The sequence below is a fragment of the Devosia sp. genome (assembly GCF_965229025.1).
Lineage (GTDB): Bacteria > Pseudomonadota > Alphaproteobacteria > Rhizobiales > Devosiaceae > Devosia_A.
In genome coordinates this window covers 2076975-2091312 of record NZ_OZ245853.1, presented here as the reverse complement: position 1 = coordinate 2091312, position 14338 = coordinate 2076975, and the positions used below count along the sequence as shown (strand labels likewise).

The following is a 14338-nucleotide window of genomic DNA, read 5'->3' as shown; positions in this document are numbered from 1 at the left end:
AATTGACCCATCGTCCCAATTCCTTACCCCAGCGTCCCGGTGGACACATTGTCCTTGAAGCTTGCCGTGCCGCGATGAAATTGCCTCTCGGTGTTGCTGCAAGGGGCGTTGAATGTCGGTCGTAGTGCTTGAGAAGTTGAGGCTCGCCCTGCTCGGCCTTCTGGTCCTTATCGGGCTCAGCCTCCTTTCAAATGCCGCTAGCGCACAGACGTATTCGTTTTCGTACACGGGCGCCAAGGAGACCTGGCAGCCGCCGGTAAGCGGCACTTACCGCGTCACGGCGATCGGCGCGCAGGGTGGCGGCAGCACAGGCTTTGGGCTGAAAGGGGGTCGCGGCACGGAGATTTCCGCCACCTTCACGCTCTCTGCCGGCACGATCTATTCGCTCGCTGCGGGCAAGGCGGGGGACACCGATGGCCGCGCCGGCGGCGGCGGTGGCGGCACCTTCTTCGTTGAAACCGGATCGGCCGACATGCCCCTGCTCGTGGCTGGCGGCGGCGGTGGCGCGGGCCTCAACTACACCGGTGACGATGCCGCGACGAGTTTCGTCAGCAGCGGCGCGGGGCTGGGCGGACAGTCATTTGGCGCAGCCTCCGGTGGTGGCGGATTCTATGGCGATGGCGGGGACGGCAGTGGCACCGGATCGGGTGGCAGGAGCTGGGCCAACGGCCTCGCGGCCGGTGCCGGCGGCCCCGGGAGCGGCAGCGTCAGGGGCGGTTTCGGCGGCGGCGGCGCGGGTTCTGGCGACTACCTGGCCGATGATCGCGTTTGCGGCGGTGGCGGTGGCGGCTATGCCGGTGGAAATGGCGGAGTGGCCGGCGGTCCCAGCACCGGCGGCGGCTCATTCAGCTCGGGGAGCGATACATCGATTTCCGCTGCCTCGTCGGGCGGTAGCGGCTCGCTGATCATCGAGTTCATTCCGGATGTCGATACGACGGCCGAGGCAACGAGCGCCATCGCCAGCTTCCTCACCAGTCGTAACCAGTTGCTCCTCTCCAGCCAGCCCGACATCGGCCAATTCATCGCCCGTTTTTACGGTACGTCATCGCCCGGAACCGTTAGCGTCATGGGCTATAGCGCCACCACCGGCCTGCCGCTCGATGTGCAGGTGGGCGAGGACGCAACCTCGTTCAGCTACAGCTCCGCCCGGGATGCGATCGATGGGGTAGCGCCCAGCGAAACTGTCAGGAACCTGGCATTCTGGGCCGAGGGCAGCTATGCCCGCGCGTCCGACGACACGTTGTTCGGCGTTGTCCACGTCGGCGGAGACTATCTGCTCACCGACCATGTCCTCGTTGGCATCGCCGCCGAGATCGACAGCACCCGGCAGGATGGCAACACCGCCACAGTTTCCGGCACCGGCTACAGCGTTGGCCCCTATATGACGATCAAGCTCTCCGAACACCTGTTCCTCGACGCCCGGGTGGCGGGCGGCCAGTCGTTCAACGAGATCACGCAAGACGGCGCGCCAACCGATAGCTTCACCGGCACACGCTGGCTTGGATCGACAACGCTGGCCGGCCAGTTCGACGCCGGTATCGTTCGCATCTCGCCCTCGGCCAAGCTCGCGGCCATCACCGAGACGACCGCCGCCTATTCCGATCACAATGGTGACACCGTACCGTCGGTCACCGCAACAACAGCGACGGTCGAACTTGGGCCCAAGCTCAGTCTCATCCCCGAGCAGCCGGGCGATTTTTCGCCCTATCTCGGCCTGAGCGGCATCTGGACGTTCTACAGCTCCGAGAGCGCCGGCACCGACCCCGATAGTGCTGCCCTCCGTGCTCGCGTGGAAGCCGGCTCAACGCTCGGATCGGCCAACGGCCTCTCCGCCCGCGCCAGCGTCTACTACGACGGCCTCGGCTCACAATGGCGCGCCTGGGGCGCAGGCCTCGGGATCGCCGCGGCGCTACACTGAGCGGCGCCGCCCCCGCGCCCCGCGGAGAGCGCCAAGGCTACGCTGGTGCGGGCCCCGGCAACCCATGCCAGCCGCTGGTGTCCGGCCCATTCGATCGTTCGCACACCCTAACCCAAAGTGGGGAGCAGCTCGTCGAGCGCCTCGAACTGTTCCGGATAGGCGCTGACGCTGCCCGACGCGATAGCTTCGTCGAGGGCGTCTTTCGACGGATAGCGGTCGGTGAGGACCAGGTGGGTCTTGCCGTCCCTTTCCTCGAGCGTCACCGTGGTCACGGCGCCGCCATCGCCTTCGTCATTGGTCCAGACGATGCGTGTAGGCGGTTGCACGTCGAGGTAGCGGCCGAAGAAGGCCATCGGCTGATCGGACTGCGGATGGCCGAAGACGAAGCGGTAGGTGCCGCCGGTGCGCACGTCCGCCTCGCAGGAGATGAAGGTGATGCCGAACGATTTCGGCGCCCACCAGCGCATCAGGATTTCAGGCGTGGTCCAGGCCTTGAAGATGAGGTGGGCCGGGCCGTCGAAGACTCGAGTGACGACGAGTTCGCGCTCGGAGCCCCGGTCCGTGGTTGTGGTGTTCTTGTGAGAGGGCTCAGTCGCCCGTTTTTCGTCCATTTTCCGTTTCCTCGTGTTTCAACTCTGCAACGATTTTGTCCAGTTCGTCGAAGCGTGCTGCCCATAGCTGGCGGTAACGTTCGATCCACGCCATTTCCTCCTCCAGCCCGCTCTTGCCGAGCCGGCAGGTGCGGACCCGCCCGACCTTTTCGGTGACGACGAGCCCAGCCTGTTCGAGCACGCTGACGTGCTTTTTCATGCCGGTGAGGGTCATGTGGAACCGGCCGGCAAGGTCGGTGATCGAGGCGTCCGAACGCCCCAGCTGCTCCAGCACGCCACGCCGGGTCGCGTCCGAAAGGGCGGCGAAGGAGACGTCGAAGCGGGTTTTCAGATACTGAACCATGTAGTTCACTATAGAGCGTGGTTTGCGAACTGCAAGGGCTATCTGAACGGTTGGCAGGCGCCGTGTCGACGAGGCTGGCGATAGTAGCGATGCCCGCGGCTTGCCCAGAGCCTCGGTTTATCCGATGGTTCGCCCAATCGAGTCTCGCCTTGTGCAGCGAGGCCAAATCCTTGGAGGACTGGATTGCGTTCCACCCTGATATCGCTCGCGCTGGTTGGCCTGTTGGCGACCGGATTTGCTGGTTCCGCGCTGGCCGGGGAGGCCTATGCGCCGATCAAGTTGGAGGCTGCCAAGAGCATTCAGCCTTCGCCTGAGTTGATTGCTGATGCGACGGCGTTGCTGGCCAATGTGAAAAAGGGCGATGGCGACGCGATCGGGCTGGGGCTGGCCAGCAAGGTGACCACCATCGACGGCAGCATCGACATGGCGTTTCCCCGCAACAAGGTGGTGATTGGCCCGTACAAGACCACCGAGGACATGCTGGTGGCGCTCTCCGGCACTATTGGCGGCGACGTTCCGACGGCGCCCGATGGTTCTGACGACCCCAAACTGCACATTGCGGCCGAGCGCGAGTTCATCGTGCAGTCATTGACCGACAGCCAGCCATGGGGCGCTGACCCGATGGTGAAGGGCGCGGTGTGCACCTACGCTTATCGCAGCTTTGACGCCAAGGCGCTGCAGAAGCTGGCCGACAAGCTGGGCATCCAGAGCTCGGGCTTTGTCTATGTGACGGCGCCCTACGAGCTGAAAAAGACCCCGGCCGATAGCGCCGCCGCGGCCGGAACGTTGGCGCCTGACCTGCTCTATGCGCTCGACTACAAGACGGACGCGCCGCGCAACTGGATCGCCGTGCACCTGCCCGAAGGCGGCACGGCTTTTGCGCGGATGAGCGTTGCCAAGTTCGACAAACCCTACGCCACGGGCCTGTGCTTCAACAAGAACAAGGCCGGCAAGTGGGTGGTGGTGGCGCAGGTCGCGACCAGCCTCTAGGGGGTAGCGAGAGACCGCTACTCGTCCGCGTCTGCAGCATTGAGCCCGTGACTGTCCCACTCCGCCTCTGGAATTTCCGGGCCGATGGCAAAGTCGAACGCGGTGACGCTTTCGAGGTCGGCGCCGACGGTGCAGGTGTATTGCGCCCTGAACCAGGTACGGCCGCTACGATAGGCGGCCCCGCTGGCGACGAGCGTTGCCTCGGTGGTCGTCGTATCGGCAAACGCCGGGGCGACAATCGCATCGGGGAAGGGCTTTGGACGCGCGATGCGGATCTGCTCAAGTGCTTCAATATTGCAGAGCTGGATGATCCGCTCGTCCGGCGCGAGGGCTGGCAGCGTGGTTCGGACCTGGCGGTTGGCCGGCTCTTTCAGCACGGTTGCTGAATAGAGCGTGGTGGCGTGGATTGTTTGCGGGAAGGGGGCGGTCATCGTTGCACTGGTTTCCGCAGATGAAGCGACGGCAGCGGCCGTGTCTGCAGGTTCCGAGGGGATCGCCGCTGGCTGGACCGGCACCGGAGGCGGCTGAGGCGTTGGCACCTTTGGGCCGGCCACCGCTGCGAACTGCGCTTCGCTGACAATTTCGACGGCGATGCTGCGTGGTGGAACTGGCGACAGTGCCCGCGTTACGGGCCAGGCGATCAACAGTCCCAGCGCCAGCAGATGCAGGCCCATTGAGGCCGGTACCGCACGCCGCCAGTCCCAATCCTGTCGAAGGGCAAGAAGCGCAACCAAGTCGGTCATTCCGGCTACCGCAATTGAGAGCCATTGCTGCCGTCCATTTGCGGCAAATGGATGTACTGCCATACGCAAGCTTGTTGCCCACATCGAGACCCCATAGGCTTCCCCTGCCCAGCCTGCGGAACGCGGCGGGCGAGGGAGAGAGCATGGCGCGGGATTTGACGGGTAAGGTTGCGCTGGTGACGGGCGCCAGTTCGGGGATTGGGCGGGCGATGGCCCTGGCGCTGGCGGCGCACGGGGTGCGCGTGGCGCTGACCGGGCGGTCGGAGGAGCGGCTCGAGGCCGTCGCGGCGCAGATCGGGGACGGGGCGCTGGTTTTGCCGGGGGACCTGACTCAGCCGGAACAGATCGCCGGGGTGGTCGCGGCTGCGACGGCGCATTTCGGGGCGATCGATATTTTGCTGCCCAATGCCGGGCTCTATATTCCGGGGGATATTGCGGACGGCGACCCGAACGCGTGGGATGAGCTTCTGACCGTCAACGTCAACTCGGTGTTCCGGCTGATCCATGCCGTGCTGCCGCAGATGATCGCGCGGCAAGCGGGGGATATTGTTGTTACCTCGTCGGTTTCGGGCCATCAGGCGATCCAGTGGGAGCCGATCTATTCGGCTTCCAAGCACGCCATTCAGTCGTTTGTGCATGGCGTGCGGCGGCAGGTGGCGCGGCACAATATCCGGGTTGGCGCACTGGCACCGGGCGTTGTGCTGAACGAACTCTGGGGGTTCAACGACCCGGCGGTGATCGACCAGAAGGTGGCGGCGCGCGAGGGCTTGCGGTCGGAGGATGTGGCGGAGGCCCTGCTGTTCATGCTGACGCGGCCGGCCAACGTGACCATCCGCGATCTGGTGATATTGCCGCAGAACCAGGATATTTGAGGGGCGGGGCTCTTCGTTCACCTAGAAACGAAAGGCCCCCTCACCCGCCGCTGCGCGGCGACCTCTCCCCCGAAGGGAGAGGTGAACTGGGGCACGATCGCGCCACCTCGTTACCTCTCCCTTTGGGGGAGAGGTCGGCCGAAGGCCGGGTGAGGGGGCCTTGCGCCTCGCCCTAGATCCCCGTGGGCTGCTTTGCACCCCATCCGGTGGCCTTCTCGATAGCGGCGCTGAGCGAGAGCAGGGCGTGTTCGCCGCGCATCGGGCCGACCATCTGGAGGCCGAAGGGCATGCCCTTGTCGGTGAAGCCGCCGGGGGTGACCAGCACCGGATGCCCGGTCATCGTGATGCGGCACGCCATGCGTTGCCAGAGGAAATAGCGCTCGAAACTGGTGCCGTCGATTTCCGCCACCCACTCGACCTCGGCCGGGGGCGCCGAGACCGGGGTCGCGGGGGTGATGAAGACGTCGTAGTTTTCGAGGAGCGCTGCGGTGCGCTTGAAGATCTGCGTGCGCTCGCGGATCGCCCAGGCGAGTTCCTTGGGGTCAGTCGCAGCGCCCTGGCGGATGTTGCGCACATAGTCTGGGCGGAACAACTCGGGGTTGGTGTGCACCAGCGGCGGGGAATCGGTGAAGAACCCGAACATCTCGATCGTTTCCCAGGCGTGGTCGGCGCTTTTGAGGTCGAGTTCGATGTCATCGATGGTGCAGCCGAGGCTGACCAGCGTGGCGCGGGTTTTGGCATAGGCGTCGCGGATTTCCTGCGACACGGGCAGGCCATCGGCATCCTTGCTCCAGGCAATGCGGACCTTGGAGAGGTCGAGATCGGCGAGCTTGAGGAAAGCGGTGGGGTCTGAGTCGATCGCGATCGGATTCTGCGGCGAGGGGCCGGCCATGGCGGCGAGCAGCAGTCCGGCATCGACGGCGGAGCGGGCCATTGGGCCGAGCACCGCATGGGGCGTCCAGCCGTCGCCCAAGGCCTCAAAGACGACGCGGCCGGGCGTGGTGCGGAGACCGACGGTGTTGCAGAACGAGGAGGGGTAACGGATCGAGCCGCCGCTGTCGCTGCCATCGGCGATGGGGACGAGACCAGCCGCCACGGCCGCGCCAGCGCCGCTTGACCCGCCGCCGTGCTTGCTGAGATCCCACGGGTTGCGGGTGATGCCAAAGACCTCATTGAAGGCGAGGGTGCCGACGCCGAGTTCGGGGGTGTTGGACTTAGCGATGACGATGCCGCCCGCCGCCTTGATCTTTTGCACAAACAGCGCATCGCGATCGGCGACCGGATTGGCTTTGCTGGAGCGCGAGCCGAAGCTGGTGGGGAAGCCCTTGACGGCGTTGAGGTCTTTGACGGCGGTGGGAAGGCCGTGAAGGATGCCGACGGCGTCACCTGAGGCCTGAGCTTTGTCAGCCGCTTCCGCGAGCTGCAGCGCCTCGCTTTCGGGCAGCAAAGAGACGAGCGCGTTCAGCTTGGGATTGACCTCCTCGATCCGTGCGAGGAACGCCTTCATCACCTCGACGGCGGAGATCTCGCGCTTGGCGATGCGGGCTGCAAGTTCTGTGGCGGGGAGATAGTAAAGCGGCAGATCGGACATCGGGGAATCCTGGGCAATAGCGTTCGGCGCGGAGCCTAGACCGCAGAGGCGGGAATGACCAAGGGTGGAAAGTGGGCGGCTGGGCAGGTTTGCGCTGGGCGCGCGACTGGACGGGCGGACATATTTCCATCGCGGGTAGAGGAAAGGCCCCCTCGCCCGGCGCTACGCGCCGACCTCTCCCCCAAAAGGGAGAGGTGTGCTGAGGCACGATCGTGCCACCTCGTTACCTCTCCCTTGGGGGAGAGGTCGGCCGAAGGCCGGGTGAGGGGGCCTTCTCGTTCTATCAATCTGCCGGCGGAGTCAGACCTTCTGCCCCGGATGGCCCTAGCTGGCGATGTTGCCGCTGAGGGTGATATTGGGAAACTGCGCGGCGTCAGCAGCAAGATCGGTGGACGTGACTTTGTCCCAGGCGCGACCTGCAATCGGGGTAGTGCTGCCGCTGATCAGATTGTTGCTGACACTGGCTTTGCCGGTTTGGGCCTCGTGCACGGTGCTGACGGCGATGCCGGTGGCGGTGCCGGAGATCGTGTTGGCATTGATGGCAACGTTTGAGAGAAACGGCCCGTTTCCGGCGAGGATGCCGATGCCGGGGACGTTGTCGATGGTATTGGACGCGACCACGGTATCTGCTTCGGCATAGATGCCAACGGGACGGGTGTCCGGATTGACGGCGGAACTGGCGCTGATGTTGCGCACGAGGTTGCCCGAGCACACTGCAAGCCGGCCACCCTGATCGAGGTTGGTGATCGAGATGCCGGTGGCCGCGCCATCGATAATGTTGTTGGCGATCACCGAGCCGGAAAAGGCGAACTCGGAAAAGATCGCGACCTCGCCCGACTTGCGGCAGACATTGCCGGTGACCGAGACGTTTTTGGTGCTGTTGAGGCGCACGGCGCTGAAGGCGCAATCGCTGATCTGGTTGTCAGAAACGATGACATCGTCGCAGCGGTAGACGTTGATGCCGTTGCCGTTCTGACCGTTGCCGCCGTTGGTCCAGCCGATGCCGGAAATGGTATTGCCCGAAACGATCGAACCGTCGTGGCGGCTCTTGCTGCCCCAGATCAGGATGCCGCCGTTTGAGCACGCCATGATGTGGTTGCCGGAAATGTCGAGCCCGCGACTGTCGGTGGAAAAGATCGCCGCGAGGCCATGGTGGGAGAATTCGCAGCCGGCGATGCGGGCGGAAGCTTCGCGCACCACGATGCCGTGTGCGAGCCCGCCCTGAAACGAACACCCCTCGATATCGACGGTGCTGCTGGCTTCGATTTCAACCAGCCCGCTATCGGGCTTATCTGGTCCGCCGGCAGCGGCGAGGAAGCTGAGCCCGGTGAGGCGGACATGGGCGCTGCCAGCGATGCGCAGCACCGCGTGCGCACCCGCCGAGGCGAGGATGGTATCGCCGGGAACGCCTTCGATGGTGAGGTTGCTGGGCACCTGCAGATTGCCCACGAGATAGGTGCCGGGGGGGACAAAGAGTGGGCGCCCGTCGGTGGCGGCCTTGATCAGGGCTTCTTGGAACACGGCGCTCTGGTCATCCGGGCTGTCGGCGACGAGGCCGAGCTTGTTGCCGCCCAACGCCTGCGCCAACACCGGCGCGGCGAGGGGCAGGGCGCCCGCTGCAGCGAGCCCGGCAAGCATCCGGCGGCGGTTCAGGAGCGGCTTCGACATGTATCGAGAGTATGACCAGATGGTTAACACGATATGACTGACAGGCTAGACCCGCCGGGGGCGGCTGTCTCCCGCTTTCATTTGGCACGGTGCCACCCCACGGCTATAGAGGTGGGCACCAATCGAATCCCAAGCGAGGCGTCATGCTCGTTCCTGACAAGATCTATCTGGGTACCAGTTCGCGGCCGGAATACCTGGCGCTGAAATATGGCAACCGCCACGGGCTGATCACCGGTGCGACCGGGACGGGCAAGACCGTGACACTGCAGGCGCTGGCCGAGGGCTTTTCGGCCGCAGGCGTGCCGGTGTTTGCCGCCGACATCAAGGGCGACCTCTCTGGTATTTCGTCGATGGGCGAGATGAAGGACTGGCAGACCAAGCGCGCCGCCGAGATCGGCTTTGACGACTACAAGGCCGACAAGTTCCCGGTGATCTTCTGGGACCTGTTCGGCCGGCAGGGCCACCCGATCCGCACGACGATTTCGGAAATGGGGCCGCTCCTGCTGTCGCGCATCCTGGGGTTGAACGACACCCAGGAAGGCGTGCTCAACATCGCTTTCAAGTATGCCGACGACAACGCGCTGCTGTTGCTCGATTTGAAGGACCTGCGGGCGCTGCTGATCGAGATCGCCAGCAATTCGGACAAGATTTCGACGAGTTACGGCAATGTCGCGACGGCCACCGTGGGCGCCGTTCAGCGGGCGCTGCTGGTGCTCGAACAGCAGGGCGGGGACAATTTCTTCGGCGAGAAGGCACTGACGATCGCTGACCTGATGCGGACGAATGTCGATGGCCGCGGCGTCGTTTCGATCCTCGCGGCGGACGAACTGATGGGCGCGCCGCAGCTTTATTCGACGTTCCTGCTCTGGCTGATGTCGGAACTGTTCGAGGCGCTGCCGGAAGTGGGCGACGTGGACAAGCCCAAGCTGGTGTTCTTCTTTGACGAGGCGCACCTGCTGTTCGATGGCGCGCCAAAGGCACTGGTCGACAAGGTCGAGCAGGTGGTCAAGCTGGTGCGATCGAAGGGCGTCGGCGTCTATTTCATCACCCAGAACCCGGTCGATATTCCCGAGAACGTGTTGGCCCAGCTCTCCAACCGGGTGCAGCACGCGCTGCGCGCCTACACGCCGCGCGAGCAGAAGGCAGTCAAGGTGGCGGCGGAGACGTTCCGGCCCAACCCGGCGTTCTCGACCGAAGAAGTCATCACCCAGCTCGGGATCGGCGAGGCGCTGGTTTCGGTGCTGGAGGACAAGGGCATCCCCTCGATGGTAGGCCGCACGCTGATCCGGCCGCCCTCGGGCAAGGTCGGGCCGATCTCACCCGAAGAGCGCCGTTCGATCATCGCCAATTCGCCGGTGGCCGGCGTCTATGACACCGCTATCGACCGCGACTCGGCCTTCGAGGTGCTGACCGCCAAGACCAAGGCGCGGCAGATGGATGAGGCCAAGGCGGCCGAAGCAGAAGCGGCCGCGAAGCAGGCTGCGGCGCAGGAAAAAGCGGATCGTGCCGCCGCGCCGCGGCGCTCGACCCGGGCTGATCCCATTGAAGCCGCCGTCACCTCGTTCGGCCGCTCCATGGCGACGAGCCTTGGGCGGGCGCTGGTCCGCGGCATCCTGGGAAGCCTGACTCGTGGTCGGTAACCTCCCCGCTGACGGCAGGCCGCTGCTGGCGGTATTTGCCTCCGACAAGGGACCGGGCGATGCCGAACGCGCCTCGATCATGACGCAGGCGGGCACGCTGATGGCGCGCCATGGGGCCCGCATCGTCTGCCTCGTCGATGGTTCGATGGAGACCATCCCGCTGGTCACCAGCGCGCGGGCGGCTGGCGGCGATGTGCTGATCCTTGCCGACGAGGCCTTCCACGCCCCACCGGCGCTGGCTGAGGTGCGGGTCGAACGGATCGAGGACCCCGAAGCGCGAGTGCGGCGGATTGGCGAGATGGCGCAGGCCTTTGTCGGGCTGCCGGGCTCGCTGGCCTCGGTCGCGGGCCTCTATCGTGCCTGGCAACGCGCCGGGGCAGGGGCGAGCAGGAAGCCGGTGATCCTGCTCAACCACCACCGGGCGTTTGAATCGATGCGCGGCTTTGCGGCGGACATCATCAGCCACTCGGTAAGCCATGCTGACCGCATCGTGACGTTTACCGACAATGTCGATGATCTGTGGAACAAGATCGCCTGGTCGCTGAACGTGACGGCCTGACGGGCTCAGTGCGTTGGCAGCGGACGCTCGCGGGTCCAGAGTGGGATGACGTTGCCGTATTGCGAGAAATCGGGGCGCTTGGGCGCAGCGCGTGCGGGCCGGTAGCCGGCGTTCTGCGCGGCGCGGCTGGCTAGCCGGGACTGCACCCGCTCGAGCAGGTATTTCGGGGACATCGGCTTGACGATGACTTCGTCAATGCCCGCCGCGATGCAGAGGTTCTTGGTTGCCGGGGTGACGCTGGACGCGAGCGCGATCACCTGGAAATCATGGCGCTCGATCGCGTCGTCGGCGCGGAGGTCGCGGGCGACCTGATCGGCCGGGGCGTGCACGCTGTCAAAGTCGGTGACAACCAGATCGACCGGCGCGAGCCGCATGTAAATCTGCAGCGCCAGTTCGCTGTCGAACGGTCTGACGCGCAGCGTTGGCACCGAGGCCAGCACCATGCTCAGAATCGAGCTCAGCGCCGGATTGGCGACAAGAACAGCAATGGTGCGCGCGTTGTGAGGCACAGACGGATCCAGTATGGTTAATCAAATGTTAACACTGGATGACGCCGGAGAGAAGAGCCGGCAATTGTGGATGTGGTGCGGAAACTATGTCGCATCACCTCGACGCGACTCTTGCACTATGGGTGAAGCAATGGCTGGGGGCCGCCGCGTGTCGAACGCCGGACAAAATCTGCGGGAAGTGGTGCGCGCGATCTGCGTGCTGGCGCTGCTTTTCCTCAATTTTGGCCACGCACAGACGGGCACCGTCGCCTATTCCGCTGATCTCACACCATATCTGACGACGGCGCTGGCCTCGGCCGATATCTGCCAGGACGCCGCGCCGACCGCCCCAGAGGAGCACCATGCTCCCTGCCATGCCTGCCGGATCGGAGCCGGCGCCGACTTGCCGCCCGCGCCATGCACAAACGTGCCGGCGTTTGTCGAGATCGAACGCACCGCCTACGCAGAACCGCTGCAGCCGGTCGTTGTCGGGGCCTATCCCCGCATCCTCGGGGCACAGGCCCCGCCCGTCGCCTGATCCCGAGTTCTTCGAACCGCCCGGCGTGAGCCGGGTCCAGGAACAAGACCGGCTATGCGGACAGAGTTCCGTCTTGCTGGTCAAGGACGACATCCCCACGAGCAATCTGATTGGCGCGGCGCTAGCCGCAGTGAGGCCAATCGCCTGCTTTCACCGGATGGCTGATCATCGCCGGATAGCCGGCAAGACAAGGAAAATACTATGCTGAACAAGACCCTGCTGGGCGCTGCGCTGGTGCTGCTGAGTGCAACCTCCGCCTTCGCCCATATTTCGCTGGAAACGCCCGAGGCGCCGGCCGGCTCGACCTATAAGGCGGTGCTGCGGGTGCCGCACGGCTGCGATGGCAATGCCACGACGTCGATCCGCGTGCAGATCCCTGAAGGCGTGATCAGCGTCAAGCCGCAGCCCAAGGCTGGCTGGACGCTGGCAACGACCAAGGGCGCCTATGCCAAGACGTATGACTACTACGGGACACCGCTCGCCGAAGGCGTCAAGGAGATCACGTGGTCGGGCGGCAACCTGCCGGATGAGTTCTACGACGAGTTCGTCTTCCGCGGCACGCTCGCGGGCGTCGAGGCGGGCAAGCCGATCTACTTTCCGGTGATCCAGACCTGCACAACCGGCGAGGAAGCCTGGATCGAGATCCCGGTGGAAGGCCAGCCGGCGCCCGAGCTGCCGGCGCCCGGCCTCAACATCATTGAAGCAACCGACGGTCACCACTAAGCCGGATGCCACGGGGCGTCGCTAACAGGCGGCGCCCCAAACTTGAGGTTGAAATGCGATTGGTCCTGAAGGCCGCCGTCTGCTTGCTGGTCTGGCTCGTCCTCAACGGGGCGGCGCTGGCGCATGCCTCGCTGATCAGCGCTAGCCCGGCGCAGAACACGGTGCTGGCCAATGCACCTACGCAGTTCGTGCTGACCTTCAACGAACCAGTGTCGCCGCTGGCGCTGACGCTGGTGGCGCCTGATGGCAGCAAGACCACGCTGGCAGAGTTCAAGCTGGTCGACAGCGCCATCGAGGTGGCAGTGCCAGCGGGGATTGGCAACGGCACGTTCGCTTTGAGTTACCGGGTGATCTCGACCGATGGCCATCCGGTGGCTGGGTCGGTGATCTTTTCGGTTGGCGCGCCGAGCCGTGGGGCCGCGGGGGCGGATCAGGCAGTGGACTGGGTGTTGCGGACCGCGATATGGGCCGTTCGCGTGCTGGTCTATCTCGGGTTGTTTTTCGGGGTCGGCAGCGTTGCGTTCCGGCGCTGGATGCAGCCGGAGGGGATCGACGCACAACGGCCCGGGCGGGTCGCGCTTGCGGGCGGGCTGGTGGCGGCGCCGCTGGCGGTTGGGCTGCAAGGGCTCGATGCGCTGGGGCTGCCGCTTGCTGCGATAGTGGATCCAAGCGTTTGGGCGATTGGCTTTTCGACCAGCCTTGGCCCGGCGATGACGATCGGATTTGTGGCGATGGCCCTCGCAGCATTGGCGGAATGGCGGGGCGGCGGCATCGGACGGGTGCTGGCTCTCGTGGCGCTGATAGGTGTGGGCGTGGCGCTGGCGGTGACGGGACATGCTGGGGCGGCCGAGCCGCAATGGCTGACGCGGCCGGCGGTTTTCGTGCATGCGGTAGGGATTGCGACATGGGCCGGCGCGCTGCTGCCGCTGTTTGCCGCGCTGCATGGACCGGTGCCCGATGTGGCTGCGCTGCGGCGGTTTTCGCGCTGGATCCCGGTCGCTCTGCTGCCGCTCATCGTGGCGGGTGCGGTGCTGGCGGTGATCCAGGTGGGCCGTCCAAGCGCGCTGATCGAGACCGCCTATGGGCAGGTGCTACTGGCAAAGCTCGTGCTGCTGGCGGGGGTGTTCGCGCTTGCAGTTTACAACCGCCTTCGGCTGACCGGGCCGGTGCTGGCTGGCGATGCCGTTGCGACGCGGCGGCTGGTGCGGACGATTGCCGTGGAGGCGGTTCTGATCGTGCTGGTGTTGTCCGTTGCCGCGCTCTGGCGCTTCACGCCGCCACCGCGCGCACTGGCCTTGGTGGAAGCTGCGCCGCTGTCGCTGCATATCCATACCGATGCCGCCATGGGCGAGGTGACGTTCGCCTCGGGCGCGACGGGGGAAACGTCGGCCGACATCGTGCTGATGACTGGGGATTTCGGTCCGCTGGAGGCCAAGGCGCTGACACTGGTGGCGAGCAACCCGGCGGCGGGGATAGAAGAGGTGAAGTATCCGGCGGTCAAACAGGATGACGGCAGCTGGCGGGTGGCGCCGCTGCAGATTCCCGTGCCGGGCACCTGGACCATCCGGCTGGATATCAGGGTATCGGACTTCGTGATGACGCGGATTGCCGATGACGTGGTGTTTTCGAACTAGGCAGTCAAGTTGCCCGTGAA

14 protein-coding genes are annotated in these 14338 nt (G+C 65.2%); 8 read left to right on the top strand and 6 right to left on the bottom strand.

The window, feature by feature from the left end; all coding sequences use genetic code 11:
• The first annotated feature begins 112 nt into the window (after window positions 1–112).
• Complete coding sequence (locus tag ACO06J_RS10330; RefSeq protein ID WP_421760629.1) at window positions 113–1918, top strand: autotransporter outer membrane beta-barrel domain-containing protein; 1806 nt, start codon at window positions 113–115, stop codon at window positions 1916–1918.
• A 107-nt stretch (window positions 1919–2025) separates the two neighbouring features.
• Here ACO06J_RS10330 and ACO06J_RS10325 read toward each other — a convergent pair whose 3' ends face one another.
• Both ACO06J_RS10325 and ACO06J_RS10320 read right to left on the bottom strand, forming a co-directional pair.
• Window positions 2026–2529, bottom strand: coding sequence for an SRPBCC family protein (locus ACO06J_RS10325; RefSeq protein WP_421760628.1), 504 nt, complete (start codon window positions 2527–2529; stop codon window positions 2026–2028).
• A complete protein-coding gene (locus tag ACO06J_RS10320; RefSeq protein ID WP_421760627.1) occupies window positions 2507–2872 on the bottom strand; it encodes an ArsR/SmtB family transcription factor in 366 nt (121 codons plus the stop codon). The genes ACO06J_RS10325 and ACO06J_RS10320 overlap by 23 nt, the downstream gene beginning before the upstream one ends.
• A 183-nt stretch (window positions 2873–3055) precedes the next feature.
• Here ACO06J_RS10320 and ACO06J_RS10315 point away from each other — a divergent pair, with 183 nt between their 5' ends.
• Window positions 3056–3862 carry a hypothetical protein gene (locus ACO06J_RS10315; protein ID WP_421760626.1) on the top strand — a complete coding sequence of 269 codons (807 nt, stop codon included), beginning with the start codon at window positions 3056–3058 and terminating at the stop codon, window positions 3860–3862.
• 17 nt (window positions 3863–3879) lie between these two features.
• Here the strand turns inward: ACO06J_RS10315 and ACO06J_RS10310 are convergent, their stop codons facing one another.
• Window positions 3880–4605 (bottom strand): DUF930 domain-containing protein, encoded by a 726-nt coding sequence (locus ACO06J_RS10310; RefSeq protein WP_421760625.1) that lies wholly within the window; start codon window positions 4603–4605, stop codon window positions 3880–3882.
• A gap of 143 nt (window positions 4606–4748) precedes the next feature.
• Between ACO06J_RS10310 and ACO06J_RS10305 the strand changes: the two genes are divergently transcribed.
• Window positions 4749–5477, top strand: coding sequence for an SDR family oxidoreductase (locus ACO06J_RS10305; RefSeq protein WP_421760624.1), 729 nt, complete (start codon window positions 4749–4751; stop codon window positions 5475–5477).
• Between the two features lie 172 nt (window positions 5478–5649).
• On the opposite strand, the gene ACO06J_RS10300 is transcribed toward ACO06J_RS10305, so the two are convergent.
• A complete protein-coding gene (locus tag ACO06J_RS10300; protein WP_421760623.1) occupies window positions 5650–7068 on the bottom strand; it encodes an amidase in 1419 nt (472 codons plus the stop codon).
• A gap of 324 nt (window positions 7069–7392) precedes the next feature.
• Window positions 7393–8736 carry a TIGR03808 family TAT-translocated repetitive protein gene (locus ACO06J_RS10295; protein ID WP_421760622.1) on the bottom strand — a complete coding sequence of 448 codons (1344 nt, stop codon included), beginning with the start codon at window positions 8734–8736 and terminating at the stop codon, window positions 7393–7395.
• Window positions 8737–8879: 143 nt separating this feature from the next.
• Between ACO06J_RS10295 and ACO06J_RS10290 the strand changes: the two genes are divergently transcribed.
• Entirely contained in the window at window positions 8880–10376 is a 1497-nt protein-coding gene (locus ACO06J_RS10290; RefSeq protein ID WP_421760621.1) for a helicase HerA-like domain-containing protein, read from the top strand.
• A complete protein-coding gene (locus ACO06J_RS10285) occupies window positions 10366–10935 on the top strand; it encodes a hypothetical protein (protein WP_421760620.1) in 570 nt (189 codons plus the stop codon). The genes ACO06J_RS10290 and ACO06J_RS10285 overlap by 11 nt, the downstream gene beginning before the upstream one ends.
• A gap of 5 nt (window positions 10936–10940) precedes the next feature.
• Here the strand turns inward: ACO06J_RS10285 and ACO06J_RS10280 are convergent, their stop codons facing one another.
• The gene (locus tag ACO06J_RS10280) at window positions 10941–11444 is read right to left on the bottom strand and encodes a response regulator (RefSeq protein WP_421760619.1); all 504 of its coding nucleotides are present in this window, start codon (window positions 11442–11444) and stop codon (window positions 10941–10943) included.
• A gap of 148 nt (window positions 11445–11592) precedes the next feature.
• On the opposite strand from ACO06J_RS10280, the gene ACO06J_RS10275 reads away from it, so the two are divergent.
• The 3 genes from ACO06J_RS10275 to ACO06J_RS10265 all read left to right on the top strand — a co-directional run bounded on the left by ACO06J_RS10275 (window position 11593) and on the right by ACO06J_RS10265 (window position 14318).
• Complete coding sequence (locus ACO06J_RS10275) at window positions 11593–11961, top strand: hypothetical protein (protein ID WP_421760618.1); 369 nt, start codon at window positions 11593–11595, stop codon at window positions 11959–11961.
• Window positions 11962–12162: 201 nt separating this feature from the next.
• The gene (locus ACO06J_RS10270) at window positions 12163–12684 is read left to right on the top strand and encodes a YcnI family protein (RefSeq protein WP_421760617.1); all 522 of its coding nucleotides are present in this window, start codon (window positions 12163–12165) and stop codon (window positions 12682–12684) included.
• Window positions 12685–12737: 53 nt separating this feature from the next.
• Window positions 12738–14318 carry a copper resistance CopC/CopD family protein gene (locus ACO06J_RS10265; RefSeq protein ID WP_421760616.1) on the top strand — a complete coding sequence of 527 codons (1581 nt, stop codon included), beginning with the start codon at window positions 12738–12740 and terminating at the stop codon, window positions 14316–14318.
• Window positions 14319–14338 lie beyond the last annotated feature (20 nt).